The following is a 22,123-nucleotide window of genomic DNA, read 5'->3' on the forward strand; positions in this document are numbered from 1 at the left end:
CAATTCCTAGTCATCAACCCCCTAGATTGCTCAACCAAGCGAATAAACTCACTCCGATAGCCCTCTTCGTCTTCTCCCCTAGCTTGAGTTGCCAAATTCATCACCAAATCCAAATCTGCATTCCCCTTATATTCAGAGTCCCGCAGCACCATTCCAAAAGTCGCCACCGCAGCCGCAAATCTCAGATTAGTGGAAGGTATTTGGTCAGATTTAGAGTCACTATCTCGGATAGTTTGGGTAATCAGTTGACTCGTGCTGTCCTGGGGTGATTTATAGCGGAGTTTGACCAACATCATCTCATTCTCGGCTGGGGTAGTTACACCAGAACGCTGATACCTCAATGGGTCTACATCCGATAGCTTCACATCACTCTGTACACCAGTGGGAATCACCTCATACAGTGCTGTGACCGAATGACCAGCCCCAATTTCCCCTGCATCTTTTTGATCATCATTGAAATCTTGGTTTTGCAGCAGGCGGTTTTCGTAGCCAATCAAGCGGTATGCTTGGACTTTAGCGGGATTAAACTCTACCTGAATTTTCACATCCTTGGCAATGGTAAACAGAGTTCCCCGAATGTCATTAACTAGGACTTTTTTAGCTTCCAATAAGGTATCAATGTAGGCGTAATTGCCGTTACCCTTATTAGCTAGTTGCTCCATTTTTGAGTCTTTATAGTTACCAGTCCCAAATCCCAGAACTGTGAGGAAAATTCCCTGATCTCGCTTTTGTTCAATTAATCTCGTCAATTCACCATCACTAGAAATGCCGACGTTAAAATCTCCATCGCTAGCTAAAATTACTCTATTATTCCCAGACTTGAGAAAGCTTTGTTTGGCTATATTGTAAGCTAATTCAATCCCCTGACCACCAGCCGTAGAACCTCCCGCTTCTAAGCGGTCAATGGCCGCCAGAATTTCTGCTTTCTCACTACCAGAGGTAGCAGGTAATACTAATCCAGCATTTCCTGAATAAACTACCAAACTTACTCGGTCTTGAGGACGCAGTTCATTCACTAGCAATTTCAGAGATTGTTTTACCAAGGGTAATTTGTTGGGTTCATTCATAGAACCAGAAACATCAATCAGAAATACTAAATTACTGGGTGGTAAGGTTTCATTCTGTAACCGTTTACCTTGCAAACCTACCTGTACCAGCTTGTGTTGAGGATTCCAGGGAGCAGCAGTAACTTCAGTGGTGACAGAAAAAGGGCGATCGCCTCTTGGTTGAGGATAATTATAAGTAAAATAGTTAATCAATTCCTCTATCCGCACAGCATCTTTGGGTGGCAATTGCCCTTGAGTAATAAACCGGCGCATATTACTGTAGGATGCTGTATCTACATCTATAGAAAAGGTGGAAAGAGGGTCATTACTGACGCGATGAAAAGGATTATCTGAAATCCGGTTATAGTTCTCAGTGTTAAATGTACCACCTGTTGGGGATTCAGGGGCGACCATTCGCTCCATACTGCTACCAACTTCGAGTTTAGGGCTACTCGGACGGCTAACGGCTTGATCTTGGACATATGCAGACGGCATACTAGGGGCTGAAGTCTTGCGGGTAGACTGAGCTTGATTACGTTCTCTGGGAGTTTGAGTAGGACTGATGTTACTACGAGCTTCTAATTCATTGAGCGAATTATTTAGGGTTGCTAACTCTGGTGCAAATTCGCTCTGTAAGCGTTGCAGGGTTTTTAGGTCTGTTTCGGGAACTGTTGTCGAGTTAGTTGCTTCTAAACAATTATTCAAGACTGTAGCAAACTCTATCCGGGTTACAGGAGAAGTGCCAAAGTTTTGGACGGTGACGACACAACTATAATTTTTGACTAATGCCTGGAGTGCTTGGTAGTCCGGATTATTGGGTAGAATCGAGTTGGCTGGACTACCTTGATTAGCGGGAATGGCAATTGTCCCAGACTGATGTAAAACTGCAATTCCTACTGTTGGTACTAAGAAAAATAGTGCTAAAATACTAACTCGCTGCCACATTTTGGACGGAATCGGGTAAGACATTGTTAAATCCTCACACTCAAATTATTTGGTGATGTTTGCCCTGTTGCACTTACCCAGAATAGTCCTGATTAGCTTGATATTTAATTACTGTTACAGTTTTGGTAACTGTAGCGGATACAACGCTTCAACTACAAACTCACTTGCCAATATTGTCTTCGCGACTTTTACCCCTAAGTGGTTAACGCTGTTGAAGCCGCATTAATTAATGCTAACAACGATTGCGTATATAACTGTCTACTGGGCGTAAATATATTAGGAATTTACAAACCATCTTGCAGTTTTTTACGTCTATTTCGGCGCAATCCCATGTTAAGTTCTTCAATTGTTATGTCTTTGATTATCATCCTGATTACTCTTGGGGCTTGGATATTGGGACTATCCATTCTCAGGACTCAAAAAATTCTCCAATTCTTCAAGACAGAACCAGAAAGACTGAGTTGGCAAATCATGTTTTTCCTCATGATTTTTTTTCTGGGCGGTTATTCGTTATGCATCTATTTAATAATTGCGAAGCTGATTGAATGGATACCATTGCTCACTGGCATGGTTTTCTTTTTTGGAGCATTATTCGTCTTTTTTAGCGTTACTATCTACTACCACACACTGCAACGACTGTTTCTAGTACAGAAAAAATACCGCAAAGCTAAAGAAAAAGCAGAGTCAGCTTTATTTCAATTACAAGAAACTCAGCAAACTCAAATGCAATTAATTCAACGTGAAACTATGTTAGCGTTGGGAACAATGGTTGCTGGTATTGCCCACGAAATTAATAATCCAGTGACTTTTATTCATGGTAATTTAGAACATCTTTATGAGTACACCCATGACTTACTAAACATTCTAGGAATTTATGCTTCTGTATATCAAAATCCAGATATCAAAATTGTCCAAGCTCTTGCTAACAGCGACCTCAACTTTATCAAGAGCGACTTGCCAAAGCTGCTAAATTCGATAAAAGTTGGCACAGTTCGTATTGGGGAAATTGTACAATTGCTCTCAAATTTCTCACGTTTGAATGAAGCTGACTATAAAAAAGCTGACATACACCAGGGTATTGATAGTACACTGGTTATTTTGCAGCATCGGCTTAACTGTTCTTGTAGTAATAGCAAACTTATTTTAGTTATTAAAGAATACGGGGAAATTCTTCAGCTTTATTGTAATCCTCGCTGCTTAAATCAAGTATTTTTAAATATAATTAATAATGCCATTGATGCATTGCTTAAAAAAGCAACTATTCTTAGTCAAACTACAGATGAAACACCAACTATTTGGATTCGTACATTTAATTCTCAGGACAATCAAATCATGATCTCCATCACTGATAATGGTTGTGGTATGAGTGAAGAGATTTGCCAATCTATTTTTAAACCTTTTTTTACTACTAAGCCTGCTGGTCAAGGAACTGGTTTAGGTTTATCTATTAGCCATCAAATTATCGTTGAGCAACATGGAGGTTCTATCAAATGTACTTCCATTGCCAACCAGGAAACCAAAATCGATATTAGACTTCCGATTAAACAAGTATAAAATAGCAATTAGGGCAATGCCTACTGTCCAAAATTAAATATCCGGTGGAACATTGTAACCTCCTTATACCAATTTAATATAAAGATGCATAAATAGAATTTAACCAGAAATCCAGTTCCCCTCCTCGCTTGCACTGGAGGGGCTGAGGGTGAGGTTCTATACCACTCGTAAAGCCACATTCTGCAAAATAGTCATTGGCTTTTGTTCTTTAATTATCTGCATTTGTTGTTCGTTTCGCACCAGCAACGCCCCCGCAAATCCCAAGGAGTTCACAGATATAGAATCAAAATCCTCGTGCGATCGCGGTACAATCAACATCCATTCTCGTGTAGCTAAAAGATTGTAAGCCCCAGATTGTCTATTGTCCTCATCTGCTTCTAAACCCACAGCACTCAATAAGCTCTGATATAGCTCCAGTGTGGCTGCTGCGGCTGTTAACGGGGAATTACTCCAATTTGGGTCTAATTTCGCTAAAGCATGGACAAAAGGCAATCCCGGTATAGTTGTCACGGAATCTGCAAATTGTGCTGATTTCAGTAGCGGTTCCATCGGTATTTGCAGCCCTGACGGTGTTAATGGTAAGGGGACGATTTGCAGATGTTTATGTGGCTGACTGGCTCCAGCAATTTTACCACCGTTGTAGAACGCCAAACCCTCAAACTCAGCCAGACACGCCCACATAGCAGCAAAATCTGACAGAGTGAGTAATTTTTCCTGTTCTTCAAAGGCGCGGGTAATAATCAGCAGGTGATAGTCAACAACGTTGAATTTGTTCAATAGACAAACATGAGTCGGCGAAATATCCGCTACGAATAAATCTTTTTCATAGGGTAGAAAGGGATTAGTTTTTTGATTTTGCTGCTGCTTGGCTGTGTCTTTGCGGGTAAGATTGGATAAAATTCTGACTAAAAATTTGATGCCATTCTGCTCGACAAATTCAAAATCTGTCGGTATTGACAGCAGCGCTCCACATTCCAAAGCTTTTTCAGTCTGCTCTTTAATAGTTTTCCATAAAGTGCCAGGTTTCAGGAATATTTTTCCCTGTGCTATTTCTTTTTCTTGGGGCATGGTGAAGTATTGTATCAGTGCTGAGGCCAATTATTTATATATGGCAATTTCCACATTCGTGAAGTATGCCGATAGCTGCTGTGGCGTATACATAGAATCAATTAACCACAGATAAACACAAATGATTTTGTACCTCAGTAGACGAGGAAAATCTAGAGGTTTTTTACAAGACATATTATGCTATGGTTCAAAACCAATTTAGTGGGGATTTTAGAAAAACATAACTTCACCCAATTCCACAAACATTTGTTCAAACATATCATCCACCGCATCTTGGTTCATCTGGCGCAGATTTACCGGACCGCAGACAAATTCTTTAATAGTGATTTTCTGTTCGCGGAAGTCTCTGACAAAATCGCGGATAGCGGCGATGGTTTTAATTTCAGCTTCTACTTGTTCCGCCATGCTGCCAATAGGATCTATTCCTTCTTTCGAGGCTTTTCGACAATCAGAAACTATCGCGCCTTCTGGGGTATTTTTAACTAAACGAAGTTCCTGTTTTAATTTCTCATATTGATTTGTGAGAATTTCATTTTGCTGTTCGATCCTAGCGCACTGACGAGTTAAATCGTCTTCACTATTACTATCAATGGATTTGCCTACTTGATGTTGCTGTTCAATTTCTAAAAGTCGAGCTAAGTCACCTTCTTGGTAAGCTTTATTAATTTCCTTCATGATTTCGGTATGACGCATTTGAGTTTCGCCATCTTTTACCTTGTCTGGGTGAAATATTTCGGCTAAACTTAAAAATGTCTGTCGAATTTTTCTAGCAGCATCAGATTTGTTTCCAGAGGAAAAATCTATATCCGGTGACGCTTCTTGATATTGATGATTTTCTTCGGTATGTGTACCTGAAACATGATCATCTTGCTCATTGGTTTCAAATAGTTCGTCTAATTCTGTGTCTTCATCTTCTGGATGATTTTTGGGGTTGGGACTGATAACTCTCGCTATTTGGAGTTGATAGTAAATCGCTTCAATATCTTTTCGGCTCTGCTTACCCAATTTTCTCAAAGTCAAGATTTCATCAAACAGAGTATGAATTTCTCTGTCGATATCTACCAGTTTTTGAAACTTAGGATTACAGCGATTAAATATATCTGCGGCTAAGGAACGCATCTGTTCGACAAAATTTTTGAGTTCAGTCCGTTTTCTCTTAATTTGCTTCAACAGCCACTGGTGTTCTTTATCTAAGGTTTCTAGCCGGATATGGATAGATGAAAGCGCCAGTGAGGTTGTGGTTGGGGACTGGGATGAAGATGTTGATTTTCTCGGCATAAAACAGGCCAGTCTGCATAAGTTGACATCTTATACAGATCCTACCGCCAAAAGATTAAGTTTATTCATTCAGTTAATCCAGGCGATCGCATTGGTCACAATTGCGGGAAACTGAAAGCAGATCATGAACAGAGGAGAACCTAATGAGCTGGACTAAAGTTCTTGCAGCCGATGCACTTGCAGCAGACGGGAGACAAGTGGTAAAAGTTGGCAACCGGAAAATTCTGCTGGTGAACCACGACAGTCAGCTTTATGCTGTAGATAATACCTGCCCTCATTTAAAAATGCCCATGAAAAATGGGAAAATTACAGAAGGCGGAGCAATTGTTTGTCCTATACATCGGAGTGCTTTTGACCTACGGACTGGAGAAGTACAAAGTTGGTGTCCTTGGCCACCTGTTGTAGGTAAAGTTCTGTCAAAGATTTCACAGGAGAAAGCTCTACCAGTGTTCCCTGTGCGTGTGGAAGAAGGTAGTATTTGGATTGATCTACAAGAGGAATAGTAGCCTCACCATTGCCAGCGATCGCATCTGCTAGCCTAACTCAAATTGAGTACGATGGGCAAAGCCCCGCCAGAGGCGCTCGCTGGCGCTAATATTTCTCACTCCTTAGTCCCACTTTTTTGCACAATAACCCGAAAATTGCTCAGAAACTCGCCGGACGGAAACCCTCAAGGACAGCGATATTCCGTACACATCTATCCCTGATTTCCTGTTCAAAGTTCCCTCTTCCCTCACCAAGCAAGTAAATTCAAGGATAAAATCGGATTGCTATAGTTAAAATGTGAAGTTATCAGGGTAAATTTAAATCATGCTCGAAAATAGAGACTATACACTCATTATCGACAAAAGCGGTAGCATGGCTACCCCAGATCAAAAAGGTGGTAGAACTAGATGGGTATCAGCACAAGAATCTACCTTAGCCTTAGCGAGTAAGTGCGAGCAATTTGATCCAGATGGCATCACTGTATATTTATTTTCCGGTAGATTCAAACGCTATGATAATGTCACAGCCGCTAAGGTAACACAAATCTTTCAAGAAAATGACCCCTCTGGTTCTACAGATTTAGCAGGTGTGTTGAAACACGCCACTGATGATTACTTTCAACGCAAGAATGCGGGTCAAACTAAGCCCAATGGTGAAATTATCTTAGTAATTACTGATGGGGAACCGGATGATCGCAAAGCGGTAATGAAGGTAATTATTGAAGCTTCTCGCCTGATGGATAACAACGAAGAACTAGGTATTTCCTTCATTCAAGTTGGTACAGATGCACAAGCTACCCGCTTTCTGAAAGTCTTAGATGATGATCTTCAAGGCGCTGGAGCTAAATTCGATATCTGCGACACAATTACAATGGATGATATGGAAGATTTAAGTCTATCGGAAGTGCTACTAAATGCCATTATGGACTAGCACCGCTAGGCGAAAGTCAAAAGGCTTATATAGCGATTTCCATATTTTTAGGTACGCAGAAAGAATTAATTGACCACAGATGTACACAGATAATTCTGGATATGTCCGACTAGGAAACGCTATATAATAGGCTTTTTAAAGTTTTAATTGGGTACTCTATTTACGCCGTGACTTACTAGCTGAAAAGAATGGATTCTCTTGATAAGCTGCTAGATCAACTCAAAGCTGAATATGATCAAGCCAAACCCGCAGCATCACAGCCACAGAATAATCCAGCCAAATCATCTCCCCCACAACTACCAAAATCGTTATCTTTAGTTGATAGCCTTTTGGCAGAAGTTAGGGCTGATTTTGCAGCACAAGATGAAGCTGAGGAGTTACAAAAACAGCAAGCACTAGAACAAGAAAAAATTCGACAAGCCCAAGTCAAAGCCCAAAAACTAGCAGCTTTGAAACTAGAAGCTGAAGCATGGTTGAAAACATTAGATCCGTTTTCTCAAGAAGGCTTTTGGTTTGAACAGTTTGCTGAAAGTTACCCCTCAAAATTAGAGGCGGCGATTGAATATTTACAAAGCAACGGATAAACTCAAAATTAAGTTTAGTTAACTGGACTGTTGTGCTAATCGTTGGTTGGCGACAAGTTTTCCACCGCCCATTTATGCATTGCATAAAGAATTGGTATGAGACTTTCTCCCAAACTTGTCAATGAGTATTCTACCTTTGGGGGGATTTGTGCATACACTTTTCGATGTATAATTCCATCTTCTTCCATTTCTCTGAGTTGCTGAGTCAGCATTTTTTGGGTAATTCCCGGTAAACTTCGTTGCAATTCCCCAAAGCGTTTGACCTCTGAGATTAATTCTCTAATAATCAAAACTTTCCAGCGTCCGCCAATTACCTTTAATGTGGTTTCAACTTCGCAAGTGAGCCGACTATCTGTTTTTGCTTCAGCTTTCATAGTTACTTTTTAGTAAGTACCGTACTTTTTAGTGCCTACTTTTCATATTAACTATAATTGATTTAAAGTCTATTCAGTAAGTTTTTTACACATTCACCTTGAAGCTGTTTTGTACCCATTAGCATAGTTTCTGTGGGCAAGTTTTTCTATGGCAAATATCCTTCACATTGATGCTAGTCCCCGTGGTGAACGTTCTATTTCGCGGGCGCTATCCTATGAGTTGATCACTTCTTGGAAAGAGACTCATTTGGGGGTGACAGTTACTTATCGGGATTTAGGTCGCAGTCCTGTTCCCCATGTAGATGAATCATGGATTGCTGCTGCTTTTACACCACCTGATGCACGCACGCCTGAATTGAATGAAGCAATTAAGCTGTCTGACAGTCTAGTTGATGAGTTCCTCGCAGCTGACCGCTATGTTTTTGGTGTGCCAATGTATAACTTGAGTATACCTTCTACTTTCAAAGCTTATATTGACCAAATTGTCAGGGCTGGTAAGACTTTTGCCGTTACTGAGAATGGTTACCAAGGTTTAGTAGATAGCAGCAAGAAGGTACTAATAATTACTTCTCGTGGTGGTACTTTTCCGGCAGGAACGCCCTACGAAGCTTATGATCACCAAGTCCCCTATCTTCGCACCATTTTGGGTTTTATGGGACTCACAGATGTGACTTTTATCCATGCTGATAGTCTGAATTTGGGTGATGAAGCTCGTCAAAATTCTATAGCCGCAGCTAAGGATGCGATCGCTCAAGCCGTAAATAGTTGGTAAATAACTAATATTTGGCTTTAAGTGCGAATTCGCATATACCTGTGACATACAGTACAATTACTCTCATCACCCAGTATGAATTGTGTGATCGTGTAAATTAGTTTAAGTAATTTATGAAACTTTTGTTCACTGGTACTTTTCTCGGCACGGCGATCGCACTAACACCCCTAGCAGCTAATGCGGCAGTTTTTTCTTTCACCAGTACCCTAAATGGTAATCAACAGGTTCCCTCCCCAGTTAGTACAACTGGTTTAGGCACAGCAACAGGTACACTCACTGGTGACCCTGGTAGTTGGGTTTTTGAATATGAAGTCAGTTACTCGGATTTACAGGGTGTCATAGCTGCACCATATGCACACATCCATAACGCCCCAACCGGTCAAAACGGAGGTGTTGTTCACGATCTTGATAATGCCAACATTGCTCCCATTGCAGGTAGCAGTTCTGGGACAATTATCGGAGATTGGCGGTTTGATGATGCTAGCGCACCTTTGACAGATGTATTAGCTCAAGAATTATTGAACGGTAACGCCTACTTCAATATCCACACAGATACTTTCCCTAGCGGTGAAATTCGTGGACAAATTCTAGCTGCGCCCGTGTCTGTTCCTGAACCGACATCAATTTTAGGCTTATTGGCTTTTGGTGCTTTGGGTGCAGGTTGGCAATTGAAAAATCAGAAAAATAAGCATCAATTAATCGGCTAAGTTCTCAAAATTAGCGTAAAAGTAAGTTCATAATAGATACTGCCTCTAGATATTTTCTAGGGGCTTTTATGAATAAATAGAATGATTGTGCTGCCAAAACTTCGCTCTCAACTCACTAAATTTGCAATGCCTTAAACCATTTGCTCACAACTGTATTAATGGTTTGTTTGATTTGATGTTTGCGATACCATTTTTGAAAAGCCATTTCGTACTCTTCACCTTTAGTTTGAAAGGTATTCCAAACATCTAGCCCTAATGTCAATCCACAAAATACTAAAAAATACAATGACCAAGTAAGACCGCCACCACCGACTAAATCCAGCAGCATCACAAAACTGTTAATAATTGCATAATTACCAACACGTTTCTTAAATCTTCCTATACGGTAGGAACTAAACGCTTGCCTTTGTTGGATTTCGCTATGTTGCGATCGCCAATCGATTTCTGCTAAATTCAGACAATCTGGTGATATATCTAACTCTGTAGCAATTTCCACCAGTTGCTCATAAGAAAATTCTTTATCTTGGTTATCAGCTTGACGAGCGATCGCTAATTGGAGAATTCGCTGCACATCATCTTGGCTATAAGAACGAAGGCTCTGAGGTTCAAATGCCGTCATAATTATTATCTCTTATTGTGACCTTTACTAACAGTTGGCAACCAGGTAGCTTTTACGCAGCTACATTTCTCGGAATTTGTTTGTACTATCCTTACATTAGCAAATTTAGCGGAAACAAAAAGAAGCCCCTAGTCTGAAAAGAAGTCCAGCGCGGGATGAATTTTTCGGCGATATGCCCACCCCACAAAATTTCTCAGATTGTATATGTGACATTTTTTGAGATTTTATGTTTAGCTAGGCTGGTTATGTATAATCGGAAACTGCTAAACCGGGTTGTCTCTGATAAATAAACGAGATATGATGCCCCAATTGTCTACACGGTGAGCGCATTGTCAAGTCGATATAGTTTCAAATCGAGAAATTGCCATTATTATTTATTATCAGAACTTGGTTTTTCAGCTTATGCATATCTTATCAACCCAAAAACTCCGCTTTACATTAGGTTTTGCTACTTTATTGCTGGTGAGTGCAGCTAGTATTCGTTTATATCCGCAGTCAATAAATCAACAACAAATTCCCGAACATCAAGCTGAAAAGCCTTTATTAGTTACTCAGTCCCAAAATTATTTTTTAACTAAATCACAGATTTCACCTGCTGCAATTCAACCTATTCATAGACTAGGCACAATTGTTCAGAATCCTGTTATTCTTCCCCAGATATCTCCTCAAACTATCAGTCCAGAAAACACCTTTACATCTGAGCAAGATATAGCATCAATACCTGTAACTTATCCAGTCATCGATGAGTGGCAAAAATATAAATTTAGCATTGAAGGTAGTCAGGTTTTAAGTCCGGGAAAACTACCAACGTCTAATATTAATTTTAATCAGAAAGATTTATTTAGCGTTCTTGTTAATACAAGAAAATATTTTCAAGACCACGCTTCCGAAGACCCAAACATTTTTCGTAAAGGGCTACTGGGTACACAAGGAGTAACTGTAGAAGATATTATCAAAACTTTAGATTTCATGATTACTGTATTAAGTGAGGATATTGCTAACAATCGCACCACCCGATTAGAAAATCCTGAATTTATTAACACCAATTTTCGAGTAATTAAATGGTCTGCCCATAATCCTCAGAACCAAAAGCAGAATCAAGTGCGAATTACAAAATATGCAGTATTTGAGCATACAGGTTCTCGCACCAAAACTTCTACTTACAATGTACCAATTTACAGTTTAAAAGAAGACAATATTACTGATAAATTTTACACGAGATATACCAAACAGGATGTTTTATCAGGTATTTATGAGCCTGGTGGTAAAGAACATGGTAGAGTCGAACCCCTGGCTTATTTAACCCGTGCTGGTTTAGAAGAAGCTTTAATGCAGGGAACAATCCTGATTAATTTTACCGATGGGACTCAAAGGTTTTTCAATGTGGATAGAAATAATGGTATTTCTTATGTGCAGGGATTAAAACCCACATCACAAAAGCGTTACTGGTACTTTAGACAAGTGGACGCTATCAAAGGCTATGGACATAATATCGATGCGAAAATTTCCATCAAGCCAGGAGTAACTTTTGCGGGAGATATCCTGAATATTGGATTAGGTAGAGTAGTCGTGATTGAACATACTAGAAATGGGCGGAAACAGTTGCAAATGGGAGTCATGGCGGATACAGGCGGAGCCTTTTTACCTAATCTGCATCAACTTGATTTCTTAGCAGGAACTTTTAAGAATCGACAAGAGTTTACGCAGCATATCCGCCAATTACCTGAGTATGCTACAGCTTATTTTCTCGTGAAAAAGTGATAACGAACCCAAAGATCCCCAACTTCTTGAAGAAATCGGGGATCTGAACCTCTCGAATGTACGAAATTATCTGAAGTACAACTCAGGCGATGAATGATTCAGAATGTACCTCTAAATGCAGCATACGCCAGGGTAAAAATAATTGGGACTATGATCGGAATAATCACAATCAGTCCCGTTTTACCAAAGCGAATTTTTTGCCCATCTGCTTTTAAGAGACTAATTACAGATGCGGTAGCCATTGCAATCCAAATGCATCCAAAGATAATAAAAATTGTAAATGTTGAGTCATTCATATTCAAATAGTACGTTTATACTGTACAATCATGGAGAGTAAGTTAATAACTTGTCAAGAATTGCATAAAAAAACTATGATTAAGCGATAGAAATCTATATAAACTCTGTCAAAACTTTTTAATAGCAATGATTCTAAATATTTTTATCAATTATATGTTAATTCACATAGACTATTGTATTACAAGCAGAGAGAAGAGGTATGTTGAATAAACTGATCAAATATTTTGTCTACGCAACAAAAGGGTATATTACAAAAACACAGCTAATTAAGTTTCTGTATTTAGCTGATCTTTACTCTGTTAAATGGACGGGAAACCAACTAACTGATCTAGATTGGTGTTATTATCAGTTTGGCCCTTGGAATGAGGGTATAGATGCGGCTTTAAATCAAATGAATGGGAAAGAGATTATTCAAGAATCTCAGGAAAATGCAACATACATTAGGCCTGTGAATGAAGCCGCTCAGGTAGATGATTTGCAACTACCTATAAGTCTTAAGTTGGTGCTGGATAATATTCGCAGAGAATGGGCTGGCGCAGATAAACTGAATCAGTTACTGGATTACGTGTATACAACTGCTCCCATGCTGGAAGTCAAAAATATGCATCAGCCAGGAGAAAAAGTTAAACTCAACTTACAGGCAGAAAGAGCAAAATTAGTCAGTGAATTAGGATTGTAAAGTGGCTGGACAAAGACCTCGACAAGGTTGGATATATTTGATAAATCCCTATAGGGTGTCTCTTCGTTGCCAATTGGGTCATGTCCATATTTATAATTTAGATGAGCCAAGTGAAGTAGAATGTCAAACTTGCAGTGAGAATATTAATTCCAGCAGGGTTTTTAGAGGGAAACATCCTTATATCATCTGGACAAGTGATCAATTTCAAGATGAATCAGGATATATAGCAACGTTTTCTGTTATTCCTCTGACTTCACAAGTAACATTTAACGGTTTACCAACCACATATCCAATTAACTCTACAAGTAGAAATAGTTTGGATAAAAAATCCTACGCTTTAGTTCATCAAATTTGTACTGTTGATGCTAATTGCTTTAAAGACACATCAGCCAATTGGTTAGACAGAATTGGACAATTGGATCAAGCTGATAAAAAAGCAGTAGAAGAACGATTAAAGTATTTTTTAAATATTCAAGACAATCCGAGTGAAGACTGGTTCGCGCAAAATGCATCTCCAGAACTTTTAAAAAAAGTCTTTGATTATTTACCTGAAGATACAAAAAATTTAGCAATAGAAGAATTAATCAACAATTTAGGCTCATAATACATAGCTATTTATCACTGATAAATTTATCGCACCACTTGTTTAATTACTCTATTCTTGTGGTGATTGAGCAGAGTTGAAGTGTTGCTTCCCTCTCAGGTCTAAATACACGCTAGTTTCCCGAATACCGAAAATTTATATTTCGGACATGAATTTGTCAACAGTGATAAATAATCAGTTAATGTATAAAAAACGAGCGCGGAGGGATTTGAACCCCCGACCCACAGAACCGGAATCTGTTGCTCTATCCACTGAGCTACGCGCCCTAACATTACCCAATTATAGCACGACTTTAGAAATAATCAGCAGGGTTAACGGGTGTACCATTGCGACGCACTTCAAAATGCAGGTGAGGCCCAGTAGATAAACCGGTGGAACCCACAGCCGCGATCGCTTGTCCTCGTTCTACAGATTGTCCTTCCCCAACATACAAGTCGCTGGCGTGTGCATACAATGTAGCCATATCTTGACCGTGATCGATAATTACAGTTCTGCCATAACCGCCGTACCAACCCGCAAAAATCACGTTTCCGGAATCGGCGGCTCTAATTTTACTACCATGACTAGCGGCAAAATCTAACCCGGAATGAAAGCGACGATATCCCAAAATCGGATGTATCCGCCAACCAAAGGCGCTGCTAGTACCGGCGTTGCTAGGAAAAGCTAATATCCCAGTTCCCCGAATCAGAATGTTTCTCTGACTGTTGGCTTTGGCTTGAGCTTCTGCCACTTTGTTTTGAATCAAGACTTCTAAATTTTGAGAATCTCGATCAAGCTGGTTTTGTGCGGCTTCTAAAGCCAGGCGATCGCCATTTAAACGGAGAATTAATTCTGATTGGGATTCCGCCTGAATTTGATAATCGGTTTTTTGTACCAATAACTGCTGACGAATCAAAGCAATTTCGTTTTTTTGCTGTTCTACTGCCGTTTTTTGCTGATTAATCAGGTTTGCTTGGAGGTTCAGTTTCGCTAAAATCTTTTGGTCAGCTTGATAGACTAACTTTAGTTGACGACGACGGCTGATAAAGTCGCTGATATTTTGGCTTTGTAGCAACACAGCCCATCCTTGCGAAGCAGGCGATCGCTGAAGATATCGCAACCTAGCCACCGTTGCTGTGCGACTTTTGGCATAATCACTTTCTGTAACAACTAAATCTGCTTCTAATTCTTGGAGGTTTTCCGTAGCCTGCCGTAATCGTAACTCACTATCTTGAATATAAGTATTTGTAGTTTCTAAGTTTTGCTTTAAACCAGTCAGTCGTTTTTCTGCTGCTTCTTGCAAATTAGTTAGGCGATCGCGCTGCTGAATTGTCTTTTCGCGCTCTTGATTAATTTGTTGCTGCTGTTGTTTAAGAGTATCAATTGATGTGGCGGTAGTTGCAGATCCTGGGAGCCATGCAAAGGTAATGCACACAATACAGCATAATGCCAGACATAACTGAAATAATCGGGTGTTTGGGAAAAATAGCGATCTCATGCTGTTGATTTAGGCAATTGCAGGCATCAACAGCATTATTCCCCAAACTTGGCAAATTCTAACACGATCAAATTTCCCTCCTCGCTGGCTTGCAGTGTACACTCAGCGAAGAACCTCACCCTGGTTTGGCGATAAAAAACCTGTCCCTCCCCTTAGCAACTATCCATTACCCACAAAATTCTTAACCATCTTGAAACCTTTATTTTGTAGAGAATTGAAAACGTAGGTTTAAGCCTTTGCGATTTGGTGAGCTATAACTCTCGCAAATTTTCAGAAAGATCCCGGTAATGGATAGCAAGGGAGGAAGGGAGACAAGCCTTTAGTAGTTCAGGTAGTAAAGACCTCCACAGGTAAGCGACTGAAGGAAAGGCGCTCATTCTGCACATCAACAAAAATGGTGTCGCCGTCGTTGAAGTCACCGCGCAAGATACCTTTGGCAATTTGAGTTTCTAACTCTCTCTGAATTGCTCGTTTGAGTGGACGCGCTCCATACACAGGGTCATATCCTACTTCGGCTAAAAAGTCAAGGGCAGAATCTGAAAGTCTCAGAGACATCTTGCGATCGCTCAATCTTCCTCTTAATCTCTCTACTTGTAACAGGACAATTTGCCGCAGTTCTGTTTTATCCAAACCGTGGAAGATGATGATTTCATCAATTCGGTTAAGAAACTCTGGACGGAAGCTATTTCGCATTGCTTCCATGACTCGGCGGCGCATTTCGTCGTAATGTGCGGGTTCCCCAGCGACATCGAGAATATACTGCGAACCGATGTTACTGGTCATGATAATAATTGCATTTTTGAAGTCCACTGTCCGACCTTGGGCATCAGTGACACGACCATCATCGAGAATTTGCAGTAAGATATTGAACACATCAGGGTGTGCTTTTTCGATTTCGTCGAAGAGAATCACGGCATAAGGACGACGACGAATTGCTTCAGTTAATTGCCCACCTTCTTCGTAGCCGACATATCCTGGAGGCGCACCGATTAACCGCGCAACTGCGTGTTTTTCCATATACTCAGACATATCAATTCGCACCAAAGATTCTTCGGTGTCGAACATATATGCTGCTAACGCTTTGGCTAGTTCGGTTTTACCTACACCCGTGGGACCGAGGAAAATAAAGCTAGCAATGGGACGATTCGGATCAGCCAGTCCCGCACGCGATCGCTGAATTGCATCGGCTACAGCTGTGACGGCTTCGGCTTGTCCAATGACTCGGTTGTGCAGTTCATCTTCTAAATGCAGCAGTTTTTCTTTCTCAGATTCCACCAACTTGCTGATGGGGATTCTCGTCCACTTAGAAATAATTTCCGCAATGTCAGCTTCTGTAACTTCCTCACGCAATAGAGATTTGCCGGTTCTTTGGACGTTGGCTAATTCACCTTCTGCGGTTTCTAATTGGCGGTGTAAATTAGTTAACTTGCCATATTTCAACTCGGCGGCGCGATTCAGGTCATAATTTCTTTCTGATTGCTGCACCTCTAAGTTCACCCGGTCAATTTCTTCTTTAATTGACTGAATTTTGTTGATAATATCTTTTTCAGACTGCCATTGCGCTGTGAGAGTTCTTTGTTCTTCTTTGAGATCCGCCAGTTCCTTTTCAATTCTTTCTAAACGTTCTCGCGAAGCTGCATCTGTTTCTTTTTGCAAAGACAGCTTTTCCATTTCCAACTGCAAAATCTTGCGGTCGATTTCGTCCAGTTCCTCTGGTTTAGAGGTAATTTCCATTTTCAATCGGGCGGCGGCTTCGTCTACCAAGTCAATGGCTTTATCTGGGAGGAAGCGATCGCTAATATACCGACTGGATAATGTAGCGGCTGCAACCAAAGCACTATCAGAAATTCTCACCCCGTGGTGGACTTCATAGCGTTCTTTCAAACCGCGTAAAATCGAAATTGTATCTGTGACGCTGGGCTGGTCTACATAAACCTGCTGGAAGCGTCTTTCTAGAGCCGCATCTTTTTCGATATACTTGCGATACTCATCTAAAGTTGTCGCTCCAATACACCGTAATTCACCCCGCGCTAACATCGGTTTTAACAAATTACCGGCATCCATCGCCCCTTGAGTCGCACCCGCGCCGACCACAGTATGAATTTCATCAATAAATAAAACTATATTCCCGCCGGATTCCGTAACTTCTTTTAATACTGCTTTGAGGCGTTCTTCAAATTCGCCCCGGAATTTTGCCCCGGCGATTAAAGCCCCCATATCTAAAGAGATCAACTTGCGGTCTTTGAGGGATTGGGGGACATCACCAGCAATAATCCGTTGGGCTAGACCTTCCGCGATCGCAGTTTTACCCACACCCGGTTCACCAATTAACACAGGGTTATTCTTGGTACGCCGCGAGAGAATCTGCACAGTGCGGCGAATTTCATCATCCCGCCCAATGACTGGATCAAGTTGACCTTTACGTGCGGCTTCTGTGAGGTCACGTCCATATTTTTCCAGTGCTTCATATTTGCCTTCTGGATTTTGGTCGGTCACTTTTTGACTCCCACGAATTTGCTTAATGATTTTCTTTAACTTGCCTTCGTCTAAACCGAATTCTTGAAATAAACTTTTACCAAAGCGGTCATCTTTGGCATAACCCAGCAATAAATGCTCAATTGAGATATATTCGTCTTTGAATTCCTGACGATAGACATCGGCTCTATCTAATAGTGTATCTAAACTCCGTCCCAAAAATACGGACGTGCTGCTACCAGATACTTTCGGCTGACGTTGGAAGAATTGTTCAGTGCGATCGCGGATTTTTTGCAAATCAACACCCGCCTTCGTTAAAATGCTGCTGGCTAGACCTTCTTGTTCCAGCAGGGCTTTCATCAGGTGTTCACTTTCGATTTGCTGTTGCTGATATTGTTTAGCAATATCTGGGGTATGAGCGATCGCTTCCCAGGCTTTTTCGGTAAATTGGTTAGGATTAGTGGGTTGCATAGGCTTTTCGATAAACCACTCCAAATATGAGGCGCACAGAGAACAAGAGCCAGTTTTGTTTTTATATGGTTATTGTAGGAACACAGACACAACTACTAGGATCGGTCTTCACGTCTTTAGAGAGTAGTATTATCGCCCGTTTTGGTGGAGAGTGTCAGGGCAGAGCTTTCCTTGCCCACCATGTCACAATATTTAGAGATTTTCCGGAAATTGTCACCTACTTCATATTTCATGCGGTAGTGAGAGATAGGCTCTCAAACCCACCTCTCCAAACCATTATTTCTTGGCAATGATCCACACGGCGTGAATTATTCCGGGGATATAACCCAAACACGTCAACAGGATATTGATCCAAAAATCCATACCAAAACCTACTTGTAAAAATACTCCCAGAGGTGGAAGTAAAACAGCACATACAATCCGAACTAAATCCATCTCAACCTCCTATAAAATTCACAAAAATCTTCATTTAATTTATTACTTCACCACGACCAGACAGGATTCCAAAATTGCTTGTGAAAACTTTACCTTTTTGGTCTTAGCGGTTCGTAATTTTCACAATAACATCAACTTTTTCACTTAATAACCCTTTCAAGTGTGGGTTCCCACACCCATCAACCACCGCTAATTTTGGCTTTGTAACCTAATTTAGTCAAAATATCCAGAATTTTCTGTTTATGCTCGCCCTGAATTTCAATTTCGTTATCTTTCACAGTTCCACCGGAACCGCATTGGCTTTTCAACTGTTTAACTAAATCAGCCAAAGTTTCAGGTTTGGTTTGAAAACCGCTAATCACTGTCACAGTTTTACCCTTGCGTCCTTTGCGGGAAGCCTCCACCTTCAGGTTTTGTTGCTGCGGAGGTAATTCCGGAACCCCTCTTTCTGTAGCCGCAGATTTATCATTACCAAATTCACGGTAGACAAAGCGTTTGTTGGAAGATTTATCAGAAGACATAAAACGTTTGATTAAGAAAAAATTCCAGGTACTGGGTGTCTTAGTGGTTCATACAACTGATTGTTTCACCACGAACGCACAAAGGAGACAGCCTTGATGAATCAGCGTATGAAATGCCACAATTACCTTTATTTTTCTTTATACCTTTGCGCCTTTGCGCCTTTGCGTGAAATAAATTCATATTTGAAATCAGCAACGCCAAGAAGATGATCGGGATCTTGCACTCCTCACATCCTTTTATAATAATGACATCTATCCTGTCATCAAAAACTTTCCGTGACTACTACACCCCTCTCTCCCAGTTCCCCATCAAACACTCAGGTTCCCGACATCCTTGGACGCTTTGGACGCTTTGGCGGTAAGTACGTCCCGGAAACACTGATGCCAGCTTTAGCTGAATTAGAAACAGCTTATCAGCAATACCGCCACGACCCAAGTTTTCAAGCAGAATTACAAGATTTACTGCGAGATTATGTCGGACGCGCCACACCTTTGTATTTTGCCGAACGCCTCACTGCTCATTATGCCCGTCCAGATGGTACAGGAGCGCAAATTTACTTAAAGCGTGAAGACTTAAATCACACAGGCGCGCACAAAATTAATAATGCCTTGGGTCAGGTATTGTTGGCGCGGCGCATGGGTAAGCAACGAGTAATTGCCGAAACAGGCGCAGGACAGCATGGAGTTGCAACAGCAACGGTTTGCGCTCGGTTTGGGCTGGAATGTGTGATCTACATGGGCGTTCACGACATGGAACGTCAAGCTTTAAATGTCTTCAGAATGCGACTCATGGGGGCGGAAGTGCGTCCGGTAGAAGCGGGAACCGGAACCCTCAAGGATGCGACTTCTGAGGCTATCCGGGATTGGGTGACGAATGTGGAAACAACGCATTACATTTTGGGTTCAGTAGCTGGCCCCCATCCTTACCCAATGATGGTACGCGATTTTCATGCTGTGATTGGTGTAGAAACTCGCGCCCAAGCAATGGAAAAATGGGGCGGTTTACCTGATATTCTCATAGCTTGTGTGGGTGGTGGTTCCAACGCGATGGGATTATTCCACGAGTTTGTCAATGAGTCTTCAATCCGGTTAATTGGGGTGGAAGCAGCCGGCGAAGGTGTAGATACAGAAAAACACGCTGCTACCTTGACAAAAGGACAGATTGGTGTATTGCACGGAGCAATGAGCTATTTGTTGCAAGATGAAGAAGGACAAATAATTGAGGCGCACTCCATTAGTGCAGGTTTAGATTATCCTGGGGTGGGGCCAGAACATAGCTATTTGAAAGATATGGGAAGGGCTGAATATTATAGTGTGACTGATGCAGAGGCTTTAGAAGCGTTCCAGCGACTATCTCGCCTAGAGGGAATTATACCTGCTTTGGAAACTGCTCATGCGATCGCTTATCTAGAAACCCTCTGTCCTCAGCTGAGTGGTAGTCCGCGAATTGTACTCAACTGTTCTGGACGCGGTGATAAGGATGTACAAACGGTAGCCAAGTTTTTAATCCACGAATAACTCTGATATTTTGCACCATTCTCCATAAGCGTAGGGTGGGCATCTTGCCCGCCTAATATCAATGCTAGTTAAGATACCTGATCCATAAGAAGGAAGAAGTAACATTGATAAATTTTTTAAACTTTAGAAGTTTTTTATAAGTATTATAGAAGGAATTGATTAGATACTTCAATAATTATGTTAATCAGATTTACAGTAGAAAACTTCTTATCCTTTAACCAGAGGATAGACTTTAACATGATTGCTTCAGATGATACCCATCATAGTCATCATGTAGTAAGAGATGATTCTCAGGAGTCAATAAAATTACTAAGAACATCTATAATTTATGGTGCTAATGCTTCTGGCAAATCTAACTTAATTAAAGCCATGAAATTTGCCAGAGATTTTATTGTAGATGGTGTTAAAAAAAATACAAATATAAATATTGCTAATTTCAAACTAGATAAAACCTGTTATACGAAGCCATCTAGATTTGAGTTTGAGTTTAGAACTAATGATAAACAGTATGCTTATGGCTTTTTAGTTGATAAACACAAAATTCATGAAGAATGGTTATTTGAAATTGGTGTAAATATGGAAATACCAATTTATGAAAGAATGGGAGAAAATATTAATTTTCATGATTTTAAACACGAATTTTTCTTGAATATTTCTGAAGACGAAAAAAATAGAATTCGTTATGAATCGACGAGTACAAGAGAAAATTTACTGTTTTTGACTAATTCACAAGAACGGAAAATAAAAGAGTTAAAACCTATATTTGAATGGTTCAGTGATGTTTTAAAAATTGTTTTTCCTAATTCCAAGCCTACACTACCTTTTTTTACAGTACAAGATTCTCTGAGTAACTTTTTAGAATCATTAGATTTAGGGATTCAAAAGATTACTACTAAAACAATTGATTTAGATCACTATAAGGAAATACCCTCAGAAATTAAAGATGAAATTAAGAAAGGGTTTCCTTATGAAGAAGGTCAAAACAATGCAATATTTATACCTAGATTACAATGTATTATCTCTAAAGCAAAAGACGAAACCGACAAATTGACAGTTCTTAATTTATCACCAGTCAGATTTGATAAAGAAAATAGCGAAGTAGAGTTTGAAATATCAGAAGAGTCAGATGGAACGCAAAGATTAATCGATTTATTCCCTATGTTAATGCATTTAGCACGGGGAAATGCTGTTTATGTAATAGATGAAATTGAAAGAAGTCTACATTCTTTACTGATGAAGAAACTTTTTGATTATTTTCTGAATAATCCTGAAAATACAAGTTTAAATAGTCAATTAATTGCTACCACGCATGAAGTTTATTTACTAGATATAAAAGATATCTTTAGAAAAGATGAAGTTTGGTTTGTAGAAAAAGATAAGCATGGACAATCTGTAATTTATTCTTTAGCTAATACAGACGTTGACAATCTCGATTTAGCTGCTGGATATCTTAATGGAAGATTTGGAGCAATACCTTTTATTAAAGACTTAAAAACATTGGGATGGAGCCAGGATTAATAAG

Annotated in this window: 20 protein-coding genes and 1 tRNA gene; 11 read left to right on the forward strand and 10 right to left on the reverse strand. The window is 40.2% G+C overall.

Annotated features, from left to right (window positions below; translation table 11 throughout):
- Window positions 1–2,015 (reverse strand): VWA domain-containing protein (locus AACX33_RS03555; RefSeq protein WP_193999391.1); only part of this gene is annotated, 2,015 nt, incomplete at its 3' end.
- Window positions 2,016–2,189: 174 nt separating this feature from the next.
- Here AACX33_RS03555 and AACX33_RS03560 point away from each other — a divergent pair.
- Entirely contained in the window at window positions 2,190–3,545 is a 1,356-nt protein-coding gene (locus AACX33_RS03560) for a sensor histidine kinase (protein ID WP_227788852.1), read from the forward strand.
- 156 nt (window positions 3,546–3,701) lie between these two features.
- On the opposite strand, the gene AACX33_RS03565 is transcribed toward AACX33_RS03560, so the two are convergent.
- Window positions 3,702–4,595: an ATP adenylyltransferase family protein gene (locus AACX33_RS03565; protein WP_322744532.1), complete on the reverse strand. Its 894-nt coding sequence runs from the start codon at window positions 4,593–4,595 to the stop codon at window positions 3,702–3,704.
- Window positions 4,596–4,823: 228 nt separating this feature from the next.
- Window positions 4,824–5,891, reverse strand: coding sequence for a J domain-containing protein (locus AACX33_RS03570; RefSeq protein WP_193999395.1), 1,068 nt, complete (start codon window positions 5,889–5,891; stop codon window positions 4,824–4,826).
- A gap of 143 nt (window positions 5,892–6,034) precedes the next feature.
- Between AACX33_RS03570 and AACX33_RS03575 the strand changes: the two genes are divergently transcribed.
- The 3 genes from AACX33_RS03575 (at window position 6,035) to AACX33_RS03585 (ending at window position 7,891) form a co-directional block, all read left to right on the forward strand.
- Window positions 6,035–6,394 carry a Rieske (2Fe-2S) protein gene (locus tag AACX33_RS03575; protein ID WP_193999398.1) on the forward strand — a complete coding sequence of 120 codons (360 nt, stop codon included), beginning with the start codon at window positions 6,035–6,037 and terminating at the stop codon, window positions 6,392–6,394.
- Window positions 6,395–6,701: 307 nt separating this feature from the next.
- On the forward strand, window positions 6,702–7,307 hold the full coding sequence (locus AACX33_RS03580) for a vWA domain-containing protein (RefSeq protein WP_193999400.1): 606 nt from the start codon (window positions 6,702–6,704) through the stop codon (window positions 7,305–7,307).
- A 188-nt stretch (window positions 7,308–7,495) separates the two neighbouring features.
- Window positions 7,496–7,891, forward strand: coding sequence for a salt stress protein, Slr1339 family (locus AACX33_RS03585; protein WP_193999402.1), 396 nt, complete (start codon window positions 7,496–7,498; stop codon window positions 7,889–7,891).
- A 35-nt stretch (window positions 7,892–7,926) separates the two neighbouring features.
- On the opposite strand, the gene AACX33_RS03590 is transcribed toward AACX33_RS03585, so the two are convergent.
- Complete coding sequence (locus tag AACX33_RS03590; protein WP_193999404.1) at window positions 7,927–8,265, reverse strand: winged helix-turn-helix transcriptional regulator; 339 nt, start codon at window positions 8,263–8,265, stop codon at window positions 7,927–7,929.
- A gap of 148 nt (window positions 8,266–8,413) precedes the next feature.
- Here AACX33_RS03590 and AACX33_RS03595 point away from each other — a divergent pair, with 148 nt between their 5' ends.
- Together AACX33_RS03595 and AACX33_RS03600 are read left to right on the forward strand one after the other, a co-directional pair.
- Complete coding sequence (locus tag AACX33_RS03595) at window positions 8,414–9,037, forward strand: FMN-dependent NADH-azoreductase (RefSeq protein ID WP_193999406.1); 624 nt, start codon at window positions 8,414–8,416, stop codon at window positions 9,035–9,037.
- Window positions 9,038–9,150: 113 nt separating this feature from the next.
- Window positions 9,151–9,744 (forward strand): CHRD domain-containing protein, encoded by a 594-nt coding sequence (locus AACX33_RS03600; protein ID WP_193999570.1) that lies wholly within the window; start codon window positions 9,151–9,153, stop codon window positions 9,742–9,744.
- 115 nt (window positions 9,745–9,859) lie between these two features.
- Here the strand turns inward: AACX33_RS03600 and AACX33_RS03605 are convergent, their stop codons facing one another.
- Window positions 9,860–10,363 (reverse strand): 2TM domain-containing protein, encoded by a 504-nt coding sequence (locus AACX33_RS03605; protein WP_193999409.1) that lies wholly within the window; start codon window positions 10,361–10,363, stop codon window positions 9,860–9,862.
- A gap of 402 nt (window positions 10,364–10,765) precedes the next feature.
- Between AACX33_RS03605 and AACX33_RS03610 the strand changes: the two genes are divergently transcribed.
- The 3 genes from AACX33_RS03610 to AACX33_RS03620 all read left to right on the forward strand — a co-directional run bounded on the left by AACX33_RS03610 (window position 10,766) and on the right by AACX33_RS03620 (window position 13,704).
- Entirely contained in the window at window positions 10,766–12,124 is a 1,359-nt protein-coding gene (locus tag AACX33_RS03610; RefSeq protein WP_193999411.1) for a hypothetical protein, read from the forward strand.
- A 496-nt stretch (window positions 12,125–12,620) separates the two neighbouring features.
- Window positions 12,621–13,100, forward strand: coding sequence for a type II toxin-antitoxin system antitoxin SocA domain-containing protein (locus tag AACX33_RS03615; protein ID WP_193999413.1), 480 nt, complete (start codon window positions 12,621–12,623; stop codon window positions 13,098–13,100).
- 1 nt (window position 13,101) lies between these two features.
- Window positions 13,102–13,704, forward strand: coding sequence for a type II toxin-antitoxin system PemK/MazF family toxin (locus AACX33_RS03620; RefSeq protein ID WP_193999415.1), 603 nt, complete (start codon window positions 13,102–13,104; stop codon window positions 13,702–13,704).
- Between the two features lie 193 nt (window positions 13,705–13,897).
- Here AACX33_RS03620 and AACX33_RS03625 read toward each other — a convergent pair.
- From AACX33_RS03625 to AACX33_RS03645, 5 genes are all read right to left on the reverse strand, one after another.
- Window positions 13,898–13,970 (reverse strand) — tRNA-Arg (locus AACX33_RS03625).
- Between the two features lie 26 nt (window positions 13,971–13,996).
- Window positions 13,997–15,181, reverse strand: a complete 1,185-nt coding sequence (locus AACX33_RS03630; protein ID WP_193999418.1) for a murein hydrolase activator EnvC family protein — start codon at window positions 15,179–15,181, stop codon at window positions 13,997–13,999.
- Between the two features lie 327 nt (window positions 15,182–15,508).
- The gene (gene clpB, locus AACX33_RS03635) at window positions 15,509–18,127 is read right to left on the reverse strand and encodes an ATP-dependent chaperone ClpB (RefSeq protein WP_193999420.1); all 2,619 of its coding nucleotides are present in this window, start codon (window positions 18,125–18,127) and stop codon (window positions 15,509–15,511) included.
- A gap of 276 nt (window positions 18,128–18,403) precedes the next feature.
- Window positions 18,404–18,562: a YqaE/Pmp3 family membrane protein gene (locus tag AACX33_RS03640; RefSeq protein WP_193999422.1), complete on the reverse strand. Its 159-nt coding sequence runs from the start codon at window positions 18,560–18,562 to the stop codon at window positions 18,404–18,406.
- A 179-nt stretch (window positions 18,563–18,741) separates the two neighbouring features.
- The gene (locus tag AACX33_RS03645) at window positions 18,742–19,083 is read right to left on the reverse strand and encodes a translation initiation factor (protein ID WP_193999424.1); all 342 of its coding nucleotides are present in this window, start codon (window positions 19,081–19,083) and stop codon (window positions 18,742–18,744) included.
- A gap of 276 nt (window positions 19,084–19,359) precedes the next feature.
- Here AACX33_RS03645 and trpB point away from each other — a divergent pair, with 276 nt between their 5' ends.
- A complete protein-coding gene (trpB, locus tag AACX33_RS03650) occupies window positions 19,360–20,601 on the forward strand; it encodes a tryptophan synthase subunit beta (protein ID WP_193999426.1) in 1,242 nt (413 codons plus the stop codon).
- Between the two features lie 237 nt (window positions 20,602–20,838).
- Window positions 20,839–22,119: an AAA family ATPase gene (locus AACX33_RS03655; RefSeq protein WP_193999428.1), complete on the forward strand. Its 1,281-nt coding sequence runs from the start codon at window positions 20,839–20,841 to the stop codon at window positions 22,117–22,119.
- Window positions 22,120–22,123 lie beyond the last annotated feature (4 nt).

The organism is Nodularia sp. LEGE 04288, assembly GCF_963896525.1.
In the GTDB taxonomy this organism is placed as follows: domain Bacteria; phylum Cyanobacteriota; class Cyanobacteriia; order Cyanobacteriales; family Nostocaceae; genus Nodularia.

What these genes read in the sequence shown, in the direction of transcription:
- AACX33_RS03645 (WP_193999424.1), bottom strand. Translation starts at nt 19,083, where the DNA reads ATGTCTTCTGATAAATCTTCCAACAAACGCTTTGTCTACCGTGAATTT.
- AACX33_RS03600 (WP_193999570.1), top strand. Translation starts at nt 9,151, where the DNA reads ATGAAACTTTTGTTCACTGGTACTTTTCTCGGCACGGCGATCGCACTA.
- AACX33_RS03615 (WP_193999413.1), top strand. Translation starts at nt 12,621, where the DNA reads ATGTTGAATAAACTGATCAAATATTTTGTCTACGCAACAAAAGGGTAT.
- AACX33_RS03610 (WP_193999411.1), top strand. Translation starts at nt 10,766, where the DNA reads ATGCATATCTTATCAACCCAAAAACTCCGCTTTACATTAGGTTTTGCT.
- AACX33_RS03655 (WP_193999428.1), top strand. Translation starts at nt 20,839, where the DNA reads ATGATTGCTTCAGATGATACCCATCATAGTCATCATGTAGTAAGAGAT.
- AACX33_RS03570 (WP_193999395.1), bottom strand. Translation starts at nt 5,891, where the DNA reads ATGCCGAGAAAATCAACATCTTCATCCCAGTCCCCAACCACAACCTCA.
- AACX33_RS03575 (WP_193999398.1), top strand. Translation starts at nt 6,035, where the DNA reads ATGAGCTGGACTAAAGTTCTTGCAGCCGATGCACTTGCAGCAGACGGG.
- AACX33_RS03640 (WP_193999422.1), bottom strand. Translation starts at nt 18,562, where the DNA reads ATGGATTTAGTTCGGATTGTATGTGCTGTTTTACTTCCACCTCTGGGA.
- AACX33_RS03590 (WP_193999404.1), bottom strand. Translation starts at nt 8,265, where the DNA reads ATGAAAGCTGAAGCAAAAACAGATAGTCGGCTCACTTGCGAAGTTGAA.
- AACX33_RS03585 (WP_193999402.1), top strand. Translation starts at nt 7,496, where the DNA reads ATGGATTCTCTTGATAAGCTGCTAGATCAACTCAAAGCTGAATATGAT.
- AACX33_RS03605 (WP_193999409.1), bottom strand. Translation starts at nt 10,363, where the DNA reads ATGACGGCATTTGAACCTCAGAGCCTTCGTTCTTATAGCCAAGATGAT.
- AACX33_RS03580 (WP_193999400.1), top strand. Translation starts at nt 6,702, where the DNA reads ATGCTCGAAAATAGAGACTATACACTCATTATCGACAAAAGCGGTAGC.
- clpB (WP_193999420.1), bottom strand. Translation starts at nt 18,127, where the DNA reads ATGCAACCCACTAATCCTAACCAATTTACCGAAAAAGCCTGGGAAGCG.
- AACX33_RS03595 (WP_193999406.1), top strand. Translation starts at nt 8,414, where the DNA reads ATGGCAAATATCCTTCACATTGATGCTAGTCCCCGTGGTGAACGTTCT.
- AACX33_RS03630 (WP_193999418.1), bottom strand. Translation starts at nt 15,181, where the DNA reads ATGAGATCGCTATTTTTCCCAAACACCCGATTATTTCAGTTATGTCTG.